The sequence below is a fragment of the Rhodanobacter sp. AS-Z3 genome (genome assembly GCF_029224025.1).
GTDB lineage: Bacteria > Pseudomonadota > Gammaproteobacteria > Xanthomonadales > Rhodanobacteraceae > Rhodanobacter.
Window position 1 is genome coordinate 1,607,204 of record NZ_CP119392.1, and the last position, 16,020, is coordinate 1,623,223.

At 61.4% G+C, this 16,020-nt stretch carries 14 protein-coding genes and 5 tRNA genes; all 19 read left to right on the forward strand.

Features of this window, described 5'->3' with window-relative positions; translation table 11 throughout:
* Positions 1-47 precede the first annotated feature (47 nt).
* Positions 48-1,442, forward strand: coding sequence for a 4-(cytidine 5'-diphospho)-2-C-methyl-D-erythritol kinase (ispE, locus tag PY254_RS06860; RefSeq protein WP_281014730.1), 1,395 nt, complete (start codon positions 48-50; stop codon positions 1,440-1,442).
* A 45-nt stretch (positions 1,443-1,487) separates the two neighbouring features.
* Positions 1,488-1,564, forward strand: a tRNA-Gln gene (locus PY254_RS06865).
* Positions 1,565-1,626: 62 nt separating this feature from the next.
* Positions 1,627-2,568 carry a ribose-phosphate diphosphokinase gene (locus tag PY254_RS06870; RefSeq protein WP_281015176.1) on the forward strand — a complete coding sequence of 314 codons (942 nt, stop codon included), beginning with the start codon at positions 1,627-1,629 and terminating at the stop codon, positions 2,566-2,568.
* Positions 2,569-2,677: 109 nt separating this feature from the next.
* Positions 2,678-3,373 (forward strand): 50S ribosomal protein L25/general stress protein Ctc, encoded by a 696-nt coding sequence (locus PY254_RS06875; RefSeq protein ID WP_281014731.1) that lies wholly within the window; start codon positions 2,678-2,680, stop codon positions 3,371-3,373.
* A 51-nt stretch (positions 3,374-3,424) separates the two neighbouring features.
* The gene (gene pth, locus PY254_RS06880) at positions 3,425-4,042 is read left to right on the forward strand and encodes an aminoacyl-tRNA hydrolase (RefSeq protein ID WP_281014732.1); all 618 of its coding nucleotides are present in this window, start codon (positions 3,425-3,427) and stop codon (positions 4,040-4,042) included.
* A 103-nt stretch (positions 4,043-4,145) separates the two neighbouring features.
* The gene (gene ychF, locus PY254_RS06885; protein ID WP_281014733.1) at positions 4,146-5,234 is read left to right on the forward strand and encodes a redox-regulated ATPase YchF; all 1,089 of its coding nucleotides are present in this window, start codon (positions 4,146-4,148) and stop codon (positions 5,232-5,234) included.
* Positions 5,235-5,396: 162 nt separating this feature from the next.
* The gene (locus tag PY254_RS06890; RefSeq protein ID WP_281014734.1) at positions 5,397-5,885 is read left to right on the forward strand and encodes an acyl-CoA thioesterase; all 489 of its coding nucleotides are present in this window, start codon (positions 5,397-5,399) and stop codon (positions 5,883-5,885) included.
* Positions 5,886-5,979: 94 nt separating this feature from the next.
* Positions 5,980-6,065 (forward strand) — tRNA-Tyr (locus PY254_RS06895).
* Between the two features lie 18 nt (positions 6,066-6,083).
* A tRNA-Gly gene (locus PY254_RS06900) sits at positions 6,084-6,157 on the forward strand.
* 120 nt (positions 6,158-6,277) lie between these two features.
* Positions 6,278-6,353: transfer RNA gene (locus PY254_RS06905), tRNA-Thr, on the forward strand.
* Between the two features lie 74 nt (positions 6,354-6,427).
* The gene (tuf, locus tag PY254_RS06910) at positions 6,428-7,618 is read left to right on the forward strand and encodes an elongation factor Tu (protein WP_281014735.1); all 1,191 of its coding nucleotides are present in this window, start codon (positions 6,428-6,430) and stop codon (positions 7,616-7,618) included.
* 135 nt (positions 7,619-7,753) lie between these two features.
* Positions 7,754-7,829 (forward strand) — tRNA-Trp (locus PY254_RS06915).
* Positions 7,830-7,910: 81 nt separating this feature from the next.
* Positions 7,911-8,300: a preprotein translocase subunit SecE gene (gene secE, locus PY254_RS06920; protein ID WP_281014736.1), complete on the forward strand. Its 390-nt coding sequence runs from the start codon at positions 7,911-7,913 to the stop codon at positions 8,298-8,300.
* Positions 8,301-8,313: 13 nt separating this feature from the next.
* Complete coding sequence (nusG, locus tag PY254_RS06925) at positions 8,314-8,874, forward strand: transcription termination/antitermination protein NusG (RefSeq protein ID WP_099654282.1); 561 nt, start codon at positions 8,314-8,316, stop codon at positions 8,872-8,874.
* 222 nt (positions 8,875-9,096) lie between these two features.
* Positions 9,097-9,525 (forward strand): 50S ribosomal protein L11, encoded by a 429-nt coding sequence (gene rplK / locus PY254_RS06930; RefSeq protein WP_281014737.1) that lies wholly within the window; start codon positions 9,097-9,099, stop codon positions 9,523-9,525.
* 3 nt (positions 9,526-9,528) lie between these two features.
* Entirely contained in the window at positions 9,529-10,236 is a 708-nt protein-coding gene (gene rplA, locus PY254_RS06935) for a 50S ribosomal protein L1 (RefSeq protein WP_281014738.1), read from the forward strand.
* Positions 10,237-10,586: 350 nt separating this feature from the next.
* Positions 10,587-11,120, forward strand: coding sequence for a 50S ribosomal protein L10 (gene rplJ / locus PY254_RS06940; RefSeq protein ID WP_281014739.1), 534 nt, complete (start codon positions 10,587-10,589; stop codon positions 11,118-11,120).
* Between the two features lie 44 nt (positions 11,121-11,164).
* Entirely contained in the window at positions 11,165-11,533 is a 369-nt protein-coding gene (rplL, locus tag PY254_RS06945) for a 50S ribosomal protein L7/L12 (protein WP_281014740.1), read from the forward strand.
* 236 nt (positions 11,534-11,769) lie between these two features.
* Positions 11,770-15,936: a DNA-directed RNA polymerase subunit beta gene (gene rpoB, locus PY254_RS06950; protein ID WP_281015177.1), complete on the forward strand. Its 4,167-nt coding sequence runs from the start codon at positions 11,770-11,772 to the stop codon at positions 15,934-15,936.
* The last annotated feature ends 84 nt before the right edge of the window (positions 15,937-16,020 follow it).

The following is a 16,020-nucleotide window of genomic DNA, read 5'->3' on the forward strand; positions in this document are numbered from 1 at the left end:
TGCGCCCCTGACGGCCACGGCCGATTCGCGAACTCTGGAACGCAAGCATGTCCTTCCCCATCCAGCGCGCCGAACCCGGTCAGGTTGAGGCCTTGTGCGCGATCGAGCGCAAGGCCGTGCAGTTGTTTCGCGGGCATCCGGCCTGGGCCAGCTATGCGGAGTTGTCGATTCCACCGGAACTGTTGCTGCAGGCGATCACTCGTGGGTTGGTGTGGGTTGCGCAGGGCGACTCAGCGGAGCCGGTGGGTTTTGTCTGGCTGGATGTAGAACTGGAATCCGGCGTGATTGGCATTGCCGAGATCGATGTACTGCCCGAGCACGGGCAGCGCGGTATCGGTGCGGCCTTGCTGGAACACGCCTGCGATTGGGCGCGTGCGGCAGGCTACCGGCGAATCGATCTGGGTACGCTGGCAGATGTGCGCTGGAATGCACCGTTCTATTCAAAACACGGCTTCGTCGTAGTCGACAAGAGCGACCCGACGTTTGCACTGGCGCGCCAGCGTGACCGCGAAAATGGCTTTCCCGACAGCTTGCGGGTGTTCATGAGCCGCCAGCTAGCGCCGCCGGAGCGCGGTGCGTGGACGCTGTGGCCAGCGCCGGCGAAGTTGAATCTTTTTCTGCGCATCATCGGGCGGCGTGCCGATGGCTATCATGAGTTGCAAACCGTATTCCGCCTGCTCGACTGGGGTGACGAAGTGCGTCTGCGGGTGCGCGAGGATGGCGAGATTCGGCGCGTGCGGGATATTCCCGGTGTGCCGGAGTCGGCTGACCTGGTTGTTCGTGCGGCGCGCCTGCTGCAGGAGCACGCATCAACCGGGCTGGGCGTCGACATCAAAGTGGACAAGCGCATTCCGATGGGCGGTGGCCTGGGTGGCGGCAGTTCGGATGCGGCGACCGTGCTGGTCGCATTGAACCATTTGTGGAGTGCGGGGCTGAATGAAGACGCGCTGGCCGAGCTGGGGCGCCAACTGGGCGCCGATGTGCCAGTGTTTGTGCGTGGACGCTCAGCCTGGGCGGAGGGAGTCGGCGAGCAATTGACCCCGCTGGCCCTGCCGCCGCGCCACTATGTGGTGCTGGACCCACGTGAAGCGGTGCCTACGGCAGCCCTGTTTCAAGCGCCTGAATTGACACGAAATGCGCCGCGGGCGACAATTTCATCCTTTGCTTCAGGCGAAACGACTGAAAACGCCTTCGCGCCGGTGGCGCGCACGCGGCACCCGCGGGTGGCTGCGGCGCTGGACTGGCTGGGTAGTTTTGGTTCCTCGCGACTTTCCGGCAGCGGCGGTTGCGTGTTCCTGGAGCTGCGTTCGCTGGAGCGGGCGCAGGCGCTGGCAAGGCAGTGTCCGGCGGCATTTACGGCGCATGTCGCCAGTGGTGTCGACGAGTCGCCCTTGCTGGAGTCGCTGCGACGACATGTTGGCGCAGCGGCAGTGCAGAGTTGAGAGGCGTTACGTACAAGAGCTGGTACAGACAGAACAAACAAATACTGGGGCGTCGCCAAGCTGGTTAAGGCACGGGATTTTGATTCCCGCATACGCAGGTTCGAATCCTGCCGCCCCAGCCATTTCATGATGGCCGGCCGTAAAGGCCGAGTTTCGAGGTAATACCGTGGACACGTCCGCACCGATGCTGCTGTTTACCGGAAACGCACATCGTCCCCTGGCTGAAGATGTCGCCCATCGCCTGAGTGTGCCGCTGGGCAAGGCGCTGGTTGGCACCTTCAGCGACGGCGAAGTGCAGATCGAGATCGAGGAAAACGTTCGCAAGCAGGAAGTGTTCGTGATCCAGCCGACGGGCGCGCCCAGCGCGGTCAACCTGTTCGAGCTGCTGGCACTGACCGATGCGCTGAAGCGCGCGTCGGCAGCCAGTGTCACCGCGGTGATCCCGTACTTCGGTTATGCCCGGCAGGATCGCCGGCCCCGTTCGGCGCGAGTGCCGATCACTGCCAAGCTGGCTGCCCGGATGATTGGCGCCGCGGGTGTGGACCGGGTGCTGACGGTGGATCTGCATGCCGACCAGATTCAGGGCTTCTTCGACATTCCGGTCGACAACGTGTATGCCTCGCCGGTGTTGCTGGCCGACATCTGGCGCAACTACAGCATGGAAGACCTGATCGTGGTCAGCCCGGACGTTGGTGGCGTGGTGCGTGCCCGTGCCATCGCCAAGCGGCTGGACGACGCGGACCTGGCGATCATCGACAAGCGCCGTCCGCGTGCGAATGTGTCAACCGTGATGAACATCATCGGTGACGTGCAAGGCAAAACCTGCGTGATGGTGGATGACATCGTCGACACCGCCGGTACCTTGTGCGCTGCCGCAGCTGCGCTGAAAGAGCGCGGCGCGCGCAAGGTCGTCGCTTACTGCGTGCACCCGGTGTTGTCGGGTGCGGCGATCGGCAATATCGAAAACTCCCAGCTCGACCAGTTGGTGGTGACCAATACCTTGCCGTTGCGTCCGGATGCCAAGGCCTGCGCCAAGATTCGACAGCTCTCGGTCGCCGAGCTGCTGGCAGAAACCATTCGCCGCATCGCCTTTGGCGAGTCGGTGAGTTCGCTGTACGTGGATTGATTGATTTCGCCGTGGCGGCCTGGCCGCCCGGTACCAACGGCTTTTCTGGTCGCGGAAAAGTCACGAAACCGCTGCGAAGCGGTTCTTCAAAAACCAAGGTAGTAACGAAATGGCCAAGACTCATGAAATCAAGGCGCAGAGCCGCAAAGACGAGGGGAAAGGTGCGAGCCGCCGCCTGCGTCATGCCGCTTTCGTGCCGGCAGTTGTCTATGGTGGCGATCAGCCGCCGGAAAGCATCCAGATCGAACACAACACCATCCTGCTCGCCGCCAAGAACGAGTGGTTCTTCTCTTCGGTGCTCGACCTGAACGTCGAGGGCAAGGTGCAGAAGGTGCTGGTGCGTGACTGGCAGAAGCACCCGTTCAAGCAGCTGATGATGCACATGGATTTCCTGCGCATCGACGAGAACGCGAAGCTGCGTGCGAACGTGCCGCTGCACTTCCTGAACCAGGAGAAGTCGACTGCCGGCAAGACCTCCGGTGTGGTGATCTCGCACAACCTGACCGAGGTGGAAGTCAGCTGCCTGCCGAAGGATCTGCCCGAGTTCATCGAGCTGGATCTGGGCACGCTGGAAGCCGGCGACATCATTCACCTGTCGCAGCTGAAGCTGCCGGCGAACGTGGAGCTGCCGGCGCTGCTGCTGGGCGATGCCCATGATGCTGCCGTGGTCACGGTCAACGTGGTCAAGGAAAGTGCTGCGGATGCGGCGGAAGACGCTGCTGCCGTGGCCGAAGCCGAGGCCAACAAGGCCGCTGCTGCCAAGCCTGCCAAGGCTGCAGCCAAGCCGGCTGGCGACAAGAAGTAAGTCGTGTGATCCCGCGCCTGCGAGGGCGCGGGATCATGTGGCTGGTCGCTCATGGCTGGGTTGCGACTCATTGTCGGGCTGGGCAATCCCGGTGCCGAATACCTCCGAACCCGGCACAACGCCGGGTTCTGGCTTGTTGACACCCTCGCCGGTGATCAGGGCGAGCGCTTCACTTTCGATGGCAAGCTGCATGGCGAAAGCTGTCGTGTGCGCGTCGCTGGCGAACCGGTCTGGCTGTTGAAGCCGGCCACCTTCATGAACAAAAGTGGCATCGCCTTGGTTTCGGCGCTGCGCTATTACAAAATCGAGCCGGACGAATGTCTGGTGGCGCATGACGATCTGGACCTGCCAGCCGGCACCGTGCGATTGAAATTCGACGGTGGCCACGGCGGTCAGAACGGCTTGCGCGACATCATGGGCCATCTGGGTCATGGCAAATTTCATCGGTTGCGTGTGGGCATCGGTCACCCTGGTCATCGTGACCAGGTCACGCCCTGGGTGCTGGGTCGTCCGTCGGCCCATGACGAGAATGCGATTATCGACGGCATCGGGCGCGCGCTGGACGTGCTGCCGCTGGCGGTGAATGGTCAGTTCGACAAGGCAATGCAGCAATTACATACAACAGCGGGAACGGAGAGCGGGGAACAGGGGACGGACAAGGCGCGTTGACTCCTCGTCGTATTCCTGGTTCTTGTTCCCCGTTCCCCGTTCCCCGTTCCCCGTTCCCCGTTCCCCGTTCCCCGTTCCCCAAGCTTTCCCCCGGAGTTCCACCATGGGCATCAAATGCGGCATCGTCGGTCTGCCCAATGTCGGCAAGTCCACCCTGTTCAATGCGCTGACCAAGGCGGGGATCGCCGCGGCGAATTTCCCGTTCTGCACGATCGAGCCGAATGTCGGCGTCGTACCGGTGCCGGATCTTCGCCTCAACGCGCTGGCGGCCATCGTCAACCCGCAGAAGGTGATTCCAACGGCCGTTGAATTCGTCGACATCGCCGGGCTCGTGGCCGGTGCGTCGAAGGGCGAAGGGCTGGGTAACAAGTTTCTGGCGCATATCCGCGAAGTCGATGCGATCGCCCACGTGGTGCGCTGCTTCGAGGGCGACGTGATCCATGTCGCCGGCAAGGTCGATCCGATTGCCGACATCGAGACCATTGATACCGAGCTGGCCCTGGCCGACCTGGAATCGGTTGACAAGGCGCTGAACCGCGCCGAGCGTGCGGCCAAGGCGAACGACAAGGAAGCGCTGGCGCGCAAACCGGTGCTGCAGAAGCTGTCCACCGGCCTCAATGACGGTCGTTCGGCGCGCAGTCTGGGACTGGACGAGGAAGAGAAGGCGCTGGTGCGTGATCTGTTCCTGCTCACCTTGAAGCCGCTGATGTACATCGCCAACGTCGCCGATGATGGCTTCGAGAACAACCCGTTGCTGGACGCCGTGCGCGAGCGCGCGCTTACCGAAGGCGCCGAAGTGGTGCCGGTGTGTGCCTCCATCGAAGAAGAGATGGCGCAGCTTGATGACGCCGACCGCGATGAATTTCTCAAGGACATGGGCCTGGACGAGCCAGGCCTGAACCGGGTGATCCGCGCCGGTTACAAGCTGCTCGACCTGCAAACCTATTTCACCGCCGGGGTGAAGGAAGTGCGCGCCTGGCAGCTGCGTCGCGGCTCCAGTGCACCGCAGGCCGCCGGCGTGATCCACACCGATTTCGAGCGCGGCTTCATTCGTGCCGAGACGATCGGCTACGACGACTTCATCCAGTACAAGGGCGAATCAGGCGCGGCAGCGGCAGGTCGGTTGCGCAAGGAAGGCAAGGAATACATCGTCAAGGACGGCGACGTGCTGCACTTCCTGTTCAACGTCTGAGTCGTTCCATTCGACACAAATAAGGGCTCACTCTTATTTGTGTTATTTCGGAAGTCAGATGCGGTCTGCGGGGTGGGTCGTCGCGGTCTGGTCGGCGACGGGCAAGGTCTCCGGTCGTGCATAATCCGTGCTTCACCAACCCACCAGCGGGACGACTCTGTCATGCCTGGAAAGCAACACGAAGTCACCTTCCGTTTTCTTGCCCAGCCGACTGATGTGAATTTCGGCGGCAAGGTACATGGCGGCATGGCCATGAAATGGATCGATCAGGCGGGCTATGCCTGCGCGGTGGCCTGGAGTGGCGCCTACTGCGTCACCGTATCGGTCAGTGGCATCCAGTTTGTGGCGCCAATCCTCATCGGTGACTTGGTCACGGTTCGCGCGCGGCTGATCCATACCGGTCGATCGAGCATGCATCTCGCGGTGGATGTGCTGGCCAGCGACCTGCGCAAGGATGAGCAGCGCCTGGCAACCAGTTGCGTGATGGTCTTCGTAGCGCTGGACAGCCCCGATGGCAAGCCCACTCCGGTGCCACATTGGGAGCCGCGTGATGACGGCGAACGGCGATTGCAGGAACAGGCGAAGCGATTGCTCGAAGCGTCCAAGGACATGGAGCAACTGGTCTGCCTCCAGCCAACCGCGCAGGACTGAACGCAGCGGCGAAAAAATCGTACCTGCAGGCAAAAATGATGCCTGCAGGTGTTGACAGTTCGGGGTCCGATCCACACAATACGCGTTCTTTGTTGGAGGGATACCCAAGCGGCCAACGGGGGCAGACTGTAAATCTGCTGGCTTACGCCTTCGGTGGTTCGAATCCACCTCCCTCCACCAGCAAGAGTTCCGCGCCGGGCGGGAGTAGTTCAATGGTAGAACATCAGTTTTCCAAACTGATTACACGGGTTCGATTCCCGTCTTCCGCTCCATTGCGCTGCAAGTGTCAGGTGCTGTTGATCAACGCAGTTGCTGTCTAGATCGACGTTTTTACAAATAGTCCGACAGGATGTCGGTTTGTCTTTGCCATCATGGAAGATGGCTAAAGTTAAGCTCATGTAGCTCAGTCGGTAGAGCACTTCCTTGGTAAGGAAGAGGTCACAGGTTCGATTCCTGTTATGAGCACCATTACAAGGCCGGTCTGGCCAGTCCCGAAAGGGCAGTTTTCCTCAATTGATTGACTCCATCGGGGTGTAGCGCGCATGGCAAAGGGTAAATTCGAACGCACCAAGCCGCACGTCAACGTCGGCACGATTGGTCACGTGGATCACGGCAAGACGACGCTGACGGCAGCGCTGACGAAGGTCGGTGCAGAACGTTTCGGTGGCGAGTTCAAGGACTACAGCTCGATCGACGCGGCGCCGGAAGAGAAGGCGCGCGGCATCACGATCTCGACCGCTCACGTGGAATACGAGTCGCCGAAGCGCCACTACGCGCACGTCGACTGCCCGGGCCATGCTGACTATGTGAAGAACATGATCACCGGTGCGGCGCAGATGGACGGCGCGATCCTGGTGTGCTCGGCCGCTGACGGCCCGATGCCGCAGACCCGCGAGCACATCCTGCTGTCGCGTCAGGTCGGCGTGCCGTTCATCGTGGTCTACCTGAACAAGGCAGACATGGTCGATGACGCCGAACTGCTTGAGCTGGTCGAGATGGAAGTGCGCGAGCTGCTTTCCAAGTACGACTTCCCGGGCGACGACACCCCGATGATCCACGGTTCGGCCAAGCTGGCGCTGGAAGGCGACCAGAGCGAGATCGGCGTGCCGTCGATCATCAAGCTGGTCGATGCGCTGGACAGCTACATCCCGGAGCCGGTGCGCGTGATTGACCGCCCGTTCCTGATGCCGGTGGAAGACGTGTTCTCGATCTCCGGACGCGGCACCGTGGTGACCGGTCGTATCGAGCGCGGCATCATCAAGGTCGGCGACGAAATCGAAGTGGTCGGCATCCGCGACACGCAGAAGACCACCGTCACCGGCGTGGAAATGTTCCGCAAGCTGCTGGATCAGGGCCAGGCGGGCGACAACGCCGGTCTGCTGCTGCGCGGCCTGAAGCGTGACGACGTCGAGCGCGGCCAGGTGTTGGCCAAGCCGGGCACGATCACCCCGCATACCGACTTCGAGGCTGAGGTCTATGTGCTGTCGAAGGACGAGGGTGGCCGTCATACGCCGTTCTTCAAGGGCTACCGTCCGCAGTTCTACTTCCGCACGACCGACGTGACCGGCGCCTGCCAGTTGCCGGAAGGCGTGGAGATGGTGATGCCGGGCGACAACGTGAAGATGGTGGTGAGCCTGATCCACCCGATCGCGATGGACGAAGGCCTGCGTTTCGCCATTCGCGAAGGTGGCCGTACCGTCGGCGCCGGCGTGGTCGCGAAGGTCATCAAGTAATACGCTCTCATGAATAGTCCGGCATGGATGCCGGTGTTTTGATCCAGCCATCAGGGACGATGGCAAAAAACTACTCTTCACGGGGCGAGCGGACTCAAATGCCGCTCGCCGTCGTGTTTAAAGTTCAAGTCATGTACGCCAGTAGCTCAATTGGCAGAGCAGCGGTCTCCAAAACCGCAGGTTGGGGGTTCAAGTCCCTCCTGGCGTGCCACTTTCCCGAGGATCAAGACGGGTGACGGTGGCAATGTCGGCCGCAAGGCGTGACATGCTGCTGGCACTTGGTCGCTAGTGCATGAATACCAAGGTAGAACAGCCCAAGGGCACGAACGCCGCCGACATCGGCAAGCTGGTACTGGCGGGTCTGGTGCTGGCTGGCGGTGTTTTTGCGTATTCCTGGTTTGGTCGCGACGGCAGCATTCCTTCTTCGGTGCGCCTGCTTGGCGTGCTGGCTGCGCTGGTTGTGGCGCTGGCCATTGCTGCATTCACTGCGCTGGGACGCCGCGTTCGGAATTTCATCGCCGAGTCGCAGTTCGAGATGCGCAAGGTGGTGTGGCCGACTCGCGACGAGACGATCAAGACGACCGGTATCATCATCGTGGTGGTGATCGTGTTGTCGTTGCTGCTCGGTCTGATCGACCTGATCCTGAAGTCGGTCATTCTCGACTGGCTGCTGAAGCTGTAAGCCTGAGGTGAGCATGAGCAAGCGCTGGTATGTGGTACACGCCTATTCGGGCTTTGAGAACCAGGTAAAAAGGTCCCTCGAGGAGCGCATCAAGCGCGCCGAGATGGAAGAGCGGTTCGGCGAAGTGCTGGTGCCGACCGAGGAAGTGATCGAGATGCGCGGTGGCCAGAAGCGTCGCAGCGATCGCAAGTTCTTTCCGGGCTATGTGCTGGTTCAGATCGAGACCAATACCGAGGGCAAGTCGCCGCGCATCGATGACGAGTGCTGGCATCTGATCAAGGAAACCCCGAAGGTGATGGGTTTCATCGGTGGTACTGCCGATCGCCCGCTGCCGATCAAGGACAGCGAGGCGGACGCCATTCTGAGTCGAGTGCGTGAAGGTGTAGAGAAGCCCCGTCCCAAGGTGCTGTTCGAGCCGGGCGAAATGGTTCGCGTCACCGAAGGCCCGTTCAACGATTTCAATGGCGTCGTCGAGGAAGTCAACTACGAGAAGAGTCGCCTGCGCGTTGCGGTGCTGATCTTCGGTCGTTCGACCCCGGTGGAGCTTGAGTTCGGTCAGGTCGAGAAGGCCTGATCTGATTGATCCGGCCGGGCTATCCCGGCCATCCCGTTCGGCGACCTTGGCACGGGGATTGCTGACAACCCAATAAATCCCTATACTGCGCGGTTCACGCGGGGTCTTTTTGGCCCGGCGTGTCCGCGTTTTCGGATCCGCACGAGGCGGATCTTCCTTCCATCCACGGAACGGTGAACAGCGAGGAGCCGCAAGGCGCCTGGACTCGCGAGGAAAATCATCATGGCAAAGAAAGTTGTCGGTTACATCAAGCTGCAGGTCAAGGCCGGTCAGGCCAACCCCTCACCGCCGGTTGGTCCTGCACTGGGTCAGCGCGGCCTGAACATCATGGAATTCTGCAAGGCGTTCAATGCCGCCACGCAGAAGCTGGAGCCGGGTCTGCCGATTCCCTGCATCATCACGGCCTATTCCGACCGTAGCTTTACCTTCATCACCAAGACCCCGCCGGCCACGATTCTTCTGAAGAAGATCACCGGTTCGGCCAAGGGTTCGCCGAAGCCGAACACCGACAAGGTGGGCAAGGTCACCCGCAAGCAGCTGGAAGACGTTGCGAAGCAGAAGGAGCCGGATCTGACGGCTGCTGATCTCGACGCCGCGGTGCGCACCATTGCTGGTAGCGCCCGCAGCATGGGCCTTGTGGTGGAGGGTTAAGACATGGCAAAGCTCACGAAGCGTATGAAGGCGGCTCAGGCCGCAGTGCAGCCGGGCAAGTTCTATGGCCTGGAAGAGGCACTGAAGATCGTCAAGGACAACGCCAAGGCTAAGTTTGCCGAATCGGTGGACGTGGCTGTGCGTCTGGGTATCGACGCGAAGAAGTCGGATCAGGGCGTGCGCGGCTCCTCGCTGTTGCCGCACGGCACCGGCAAGACCGTCAAGGTTGCGGTGTTCTGTCCGCCGGGTGAGAAGGCCGAGGCCGCCAAGGCCGCCGGTGCTGACGCCGTCGGCATGGACGACCTGGCCGAGCGCATGCAGGCTGGTGATCTCGACTTCGGTCGCGTGATCGCCACGCCCGACGCGATGCGCGTCGTCGGCAAGCTGGGTCAGCTGCTTGGCCCGCGTGGCTTGATGCCGAACCCGAAGGATGGCTCGGTCACCGCCGACGTCGCCACCGCCGTGATCAACGCCAAGGCCGGCCAGGTGAAGTTCCGCAACGACAAGGCGGGCATCATCCACGCCACCATCGGCAAGGCGAGCTTCGATCCGGCGCAGCTGGCAGATAACCTGAACACGCTGATCGCTGACGTGATCAAGGCCAAGCCGTCTTCGGCGAAGGGCGTGTTCCTGCAGAAAGTGGCGCTGTCCAGCACGATGGGCGTCGGCGTAGCCGTCGATACCTCGTCGCTGACCTTGTCCGCGAAGTAAGACTCAAGTCTCTGATCGGCCAAATACCGGTCAGAGCAAGTTTTTGAGGGCAGTTCCGGGGCTTTGTTCAAGACCCGGAACGGCTGTCAAAGACCGCAGGCGCAGTCAACGCGCGACGACGACGGGCAGGGAGCTCGGTACTGGCAGGGAATCGCCGGCGTGGCCAACGAGATTGCTTAATCGGGTTCTCACGAATCCGGCCCGCGCAGATGGTGCTGCCCGATCTGGAATTGTTTGACTTCTGGAAAGGCCAACACCCGGGACACCGCAGTGTCCCCGACGTCAAGGATGGCGTCGCCCAGGACCGCAAGCGGCAGGAGCCGTGAGCGGAGTTCATTTGGAGGAGTGCAATGGCTCTCAATCTGTCACAGAAGAAAGAAGTAGTCGCCGAACTGGCAGACGTTGCTTCGAAGGCTCACTCCCTGGTCGCTGCCGAGTATGCGGGCACCACGGTCGCTCAGATGACCGCGATGCGCAAAAAGGCTCGTGAATCCGGTGTGTACTTGCGAGTTGTCAAGAACACGCTGGCGTCGCGCGCCGTGGCCGGTACCGAATTCGAGGTCGTCAAGGACGTTCTCGTCGGTCCGCTGCTGTACGCATTCTCGACGGAAGAACCCGGTGCTGCCGGGCGTCTGATCCAGGAATTTGCCAAGGGCAACGACAAGCTGAAGGCGAAGCTCGTCTCGGTGGAAGGCAAGCTGCTGCCGGCGTCACACGTCGACGTGCTGGCTGCGTTGCCGACCCGTGAACAGGCGCTGGCCATGCTGGCCCGCGTGCTGGCCGAACCGGCCACCATGTTTGCGCGCGTCGTCAAGGCTGTTGCCGATCAGCAGGGTGGTGGCGAAGTCGCTGCCGAAGTCCCCGCTGAAGCCGAACCCGCCTAAGTTCATCGTCTATCAATCCGAATCTATTTCCAGAGGTAAATGCAATGTCCCTGACCAACGAACAGATCGTTGAAGCCGTCGCCGCCAAGTCGCTGATGGAAGTGATGGACCTGGTGAAGGCCATCGAAGAAAAGTTTGGCGTGACCGCCGCCGCTCCGGTTGCTGTTGCCGGCCCGGCTGCTGCTGCCCCGGCTGCTGAAGCGCAGACCGAGTTCGACGTGATCCTGAAGAACGCCGGCGCCAAGAAGGTTGACGTGATCAAGGCTGTCCGCGCGATCACCGGCCTGGGCCTGAAGGAAGCCAAGGACCTCACCGAGGCCGGCGGCGTCCTGAAGGAAGCCGTGTCGAAGGAAGATGCCGAGAAGTTCAAGAAGGACCTCGAAGCTGCTGGCGCCACCGTCGAATTGAAGTAATCGGCGTTTGCACGCCGCCGCTTCGACTTGATGTCAAGCAAGCCTGGGAGCGAAAGCTCCCGGGCTTTGCCCGTTGAGCGGGGAAGGGGCATGGAGAATAGCGAATCGCTGCAATGATTCCCGATTCTCGATTCCCGCATCCTCAACCGGATGGTTTGGCTGTCCGGTAAAGACAAATTTTTTTCCTTTAGCCGGTGTGTGCACCACCGGCGTCACTGCGAACCGAGGCGCTACCGATCATGGCCTACTCGTTTACCGAGAAGAAACGCATCCGCAAGGATTTTGGCAAGCGTCCGCCCGTACTGGGCGTGCCAAACCTGCTGACCATCCAGACTGATTCCTACCGGGAGTTCCTGCAGGAGCATGTCGCGCCAAAACAGCGCGGCGAGAAGGGTCTGCATGCCGCGTTGAAGTCGGTGTTCCCGATCTCCAGCTATTCGGGCAACGCTGCACTCGAATACGTCGACTACCGCCTCGGCGAGCCGGCGTTTGACGAGCGTGAGTGCCGCAATCGCGGCATGACCTACGGTGCGCCGCTGCGTACCACCGTGCGCCTGGTCATTTATGACAAGGACAGTCCGGCTTCGAAGAAGGTGGTCAAGTACATCAAGGAGCAGGAAGTCTACATGGGCGAAATTCCGCTCATGACGGACACTGGCACCTTCATCATCAACGGCACCGAGCGCGTGATCGTCTCGCAGCTGCATCGTTCGCCGGGCGTGTTCTTCGACCACGACCGCGGCAAGACGCACAGCTCGGGCAAGCTGTTGTTCTCGGCTCGCGTGATCCCTTACCGCGGCTCCTGGCTGGACTTCGAGTTTGACCCGAAGGACGCGTTGTTTACGCGTATCGACCGTCGCCGCAAGTTGCCGGTGACCGTGTTGCTGCGCGCGCTCGGCTACAACAATGAAGAAATGCTGGCTACGTTCTTCGAGCACAACGTGTTCCACCTGGGCAAGAAGGGTACGACGACGCTGGAGCTGGTTGCCGAGCGTTTGCGCGGCGAGACGCTGAGTTTCGATCTGGCCATTGGCGGCAAGGTGTTGGTGGAGGCGGGCAAGCGCATCACCGCACGTCATGTGCGTCAGCTGGCTGCGGAAAACATCACCGCGCTGGAAGTGCCGGATGACTACCCGGTCGGTCGCATCGTGGCTACCGACATTGTCGATTCCAGCACGGGTGAATTGTTGGCTTCGGCCAACGACGAGATTACGGCCGAGCAGATGGAAGCGTTCCGCAAGGCCGGCATCGAAACCGTGCCGACGCTGTACGTCAACGACCTGGACCGTGGCGCCTACATCTCGCACACCTTGCGCATCGACAACACCAAGACGCCGCTGGAGGCGTTGGTGGAAATCTATCGCATGATGCGTCCGGGCGAGCCGCCGACCAAGGATGCCGCGCAGAACCTGTTCTTCAATCTGTTCTTCACCTTCGATCGCTACGACCTCTCGGGCGTGGGTCGGATGAAGTTCAACCGCCGCGTGGGTCGCAAGGAAATTCTTGGCCCGGGCGTGCTGTACGACCACAAGTTCTTCAGTGAGCGCAAGGAAGAAGAGTCGCAGCGTCTGGTTGCCGAGCAGGGTGAAACCTCCGACATCCTCGACGTGCTGAAAGTGCTGATCGACATCAAGAACGGTCATGGCACCGTCGACGACATCGACCATCTGGGCAACCGTCGCGTGCGTTCGGTCGGCGAAATGGCCGAAAACACTTTCCGCATCGGCCTGGTCCGCGTGGAACGTGCGGTGCGCGAGCGTCTGTCGTTGGCCGAGGCCGATGGCCTGACCCCGCAGGACCTGATCAACGCCAAGCCGGTGGCAGCGGCAGTGAAGGAGTTCTTTGGCTCCTCGCAGCTGTCCCAGTTCATGGATCAAAATAATCCGCTGTCGGAAGTGACCCACAAGCGCCGCGTGTCGGCTCTTGGACCAGGCGGTTTGACGCGTGAGCGTGCCGGCTTCGAAGTGCGCGACGTGCATCCGACGCATTACGGTCGTGTCTGCACCATCGAAACACCGGAAGGCCCGAACATCGGCCTGATCAACTCGCTGGCTGTGTACGCCCGCACCAACTCGTACGGATTCCTCGAGACGCCGTACCGCAAGGTGGCCGGCGGCAAGGTCACTGATACGGTCGACTACCTGTCGGCAATTGAGGAAGGCGATCACGTGATCGCGCAGGCGAACTCGCCGCTGGACAAGCACGGCTCGTTCATCGAGGACTTCGTGTCCTGCCGCTTCCGCGGTGAATCCGAGCTGCGTCCGGCGTCCGAAGTGGATTACATGGACGTCTCGCCGATGCAGACCGTGTCGGTCGCGGCGGCATTGGTTCCGTTCCTGGAACACGACGATGCCAACCGCGCTCTGATGGGCGCGAACATGCAGCGTCAGGCCGTGCCGACCTTGCGTTCGCAGACCCCGCTGGTGGGTACCGGTATCGAGCGCGCCGTGGCGCGTGACTCCGGCGTTATCGTTTCCGCCAAGCGCGGCGGCGTGATCGACCAGGTCGATGCGGCCCGTATCGTGGTGCGCGTCAATGAAGACGAAGTGGGCGACAACGATGCCGGCGTCGATATCTACACGCTGACCAAGTACACCCGCTCCAATCAGAACACCAACCTCAACCAGCGTCCGCTGGTGAATGTGGGTGACGTGGTGGCCGTGGGCGACACGTTGGCCGATGGTTCGTCGACCGATCTGGGCGAGCTTGCGCTCGGCCAGAACATGCTGATCGCGTTCATGCCGTGGAACGGTTACAACTTCGAAGACTCGATCCTGCTCTCCGAGCGCGTCGTGCAGGAAGACCGCTACACCTCGATCCACATCGAGGAGCTGTCGTGCATCGCGCGTGACACCAAGCTGGGTGCCGAGGAAATCACCGCCGACATCCCGAACGTGGGCGAGCAGGCGCTGGCGCGTCTGGACGAATCCGGCATCGTGTATATCGGTGCGGAAGTGAAGGCGGGCGACATCATGGTCGGCAAGGTCACGCCGAAGGGCGAGAGCCAGCTGACCCCGGAAGAGAAGCTGCTGCGCGCGATCTTTGGCGAGAAGGCTTCTGACGTGAAGGACTCGTCCTTGCGCGTGCCGCCGGGCATGGATGGCACCGTTATCGACGTGCAGGTCTTTACCCGCGACGGCATCGAGAAGGACAAGCGCGCCAAGCAGATCGAGGAAACCGAGGTCAAGCGGGTCCGCAAGGATCTGGACGACCAGTTCCGTATTCTCGAAGGCGCGATCTACAGCCGCATGCGCACCCAGTTGCTCGGCAAGTCCGCGATGAGCGGCCCGGGTGGTCTGAAGCGTGGCACCGAGATCACCGACGCCTACCTCGACGGGCTGAAGAAGGACGACTGGTTCAAGATCAACGTCAAGGAAGAGGACGTCACCGAGTTCCTCGAGCGTGCGGCCGATCAGATCAAGCGTCACAAGGAAGAGTTCGACAAGCGCTTCAAGGAAAAGCAGGGCAAGATCACCCAGGGCGACGACCTCGCACCGGGCGTGCTGAAGATGGTCAAGGTATTCCTGGCCGTGAAGCGTCGCATCCAGCCAGGCGACAAGATGGCTGGTCGCCACGGCAACAAGGGCGTGGTGTCGAACGTGGTGCCGGTGGAAGACATGCCGTACTCTGCTGATGGCGTGCCGGTCGACATCGTGTTGAACCCGCTGGGCGTGCCGTCGCGCATGAACATCGGGCAGATTCTGGAAGTCCATCTGGGCTGGGCCGCGAAGGGCCTGGGCAAGAAGATCCAGAAGATGCTTGAAGCGCAGGAGAAGGTCGGCGAGATTCGCAAGTTCCTCGACCAGATCTACAACACCCATGTGGCCGGTGCCGTGCAGTACGTCGATCTGAAGTCGCTCACCGACAAGGAGATCTTCACACTCGCCACCAATCTGCAGGAAGGCGTGCCGATGGCGACGCCGGTGTTCGACGGTGCCGAAGAAACCGAGATCAAGGCGATGCTGAAGCTGGCGGACCTGCCGGAATCCGGTCAGACCACGCTGTTCGATGGCCGCACCGGCGAAGCGTTCGATCGCCCGGTCACCGTGGGCTACATGCATTACCTGAAGCTCAACCACCTGGTTGACGACAAGATGCATGCGCGCTCCACCGGTCCGTACTCGCTGGTCACTCAGCAGCCGCTGGGCGGCAAGGCGCAGTTCGGTGGTCAACGCTTCGGCGAAATGGAAGTCTGGGCGCTGGAAGCCTACGGCGCGGCGTACACACTGCAGGAAATGCTGACGGTGAAGTCCGACGACGTGCAGGGTCGCAACCAGATGTACAAGAACATCGTCGACGGCAACCACGAGATGACGGCAGGCATGCCGGAGTCCTTCAACGTGCTGGTGAAGGAAATCCGCTCGCTCGCCATCAACATCGATCTGGAAGAGGTCAAGGGATAAACGGGAGCAGGGAGGTGGAAGTCAGGATGTGCAACTCCTGACTTTCCCTTTCTGGCCTCGCAAGCCTGACTTGCTCGTAACGTG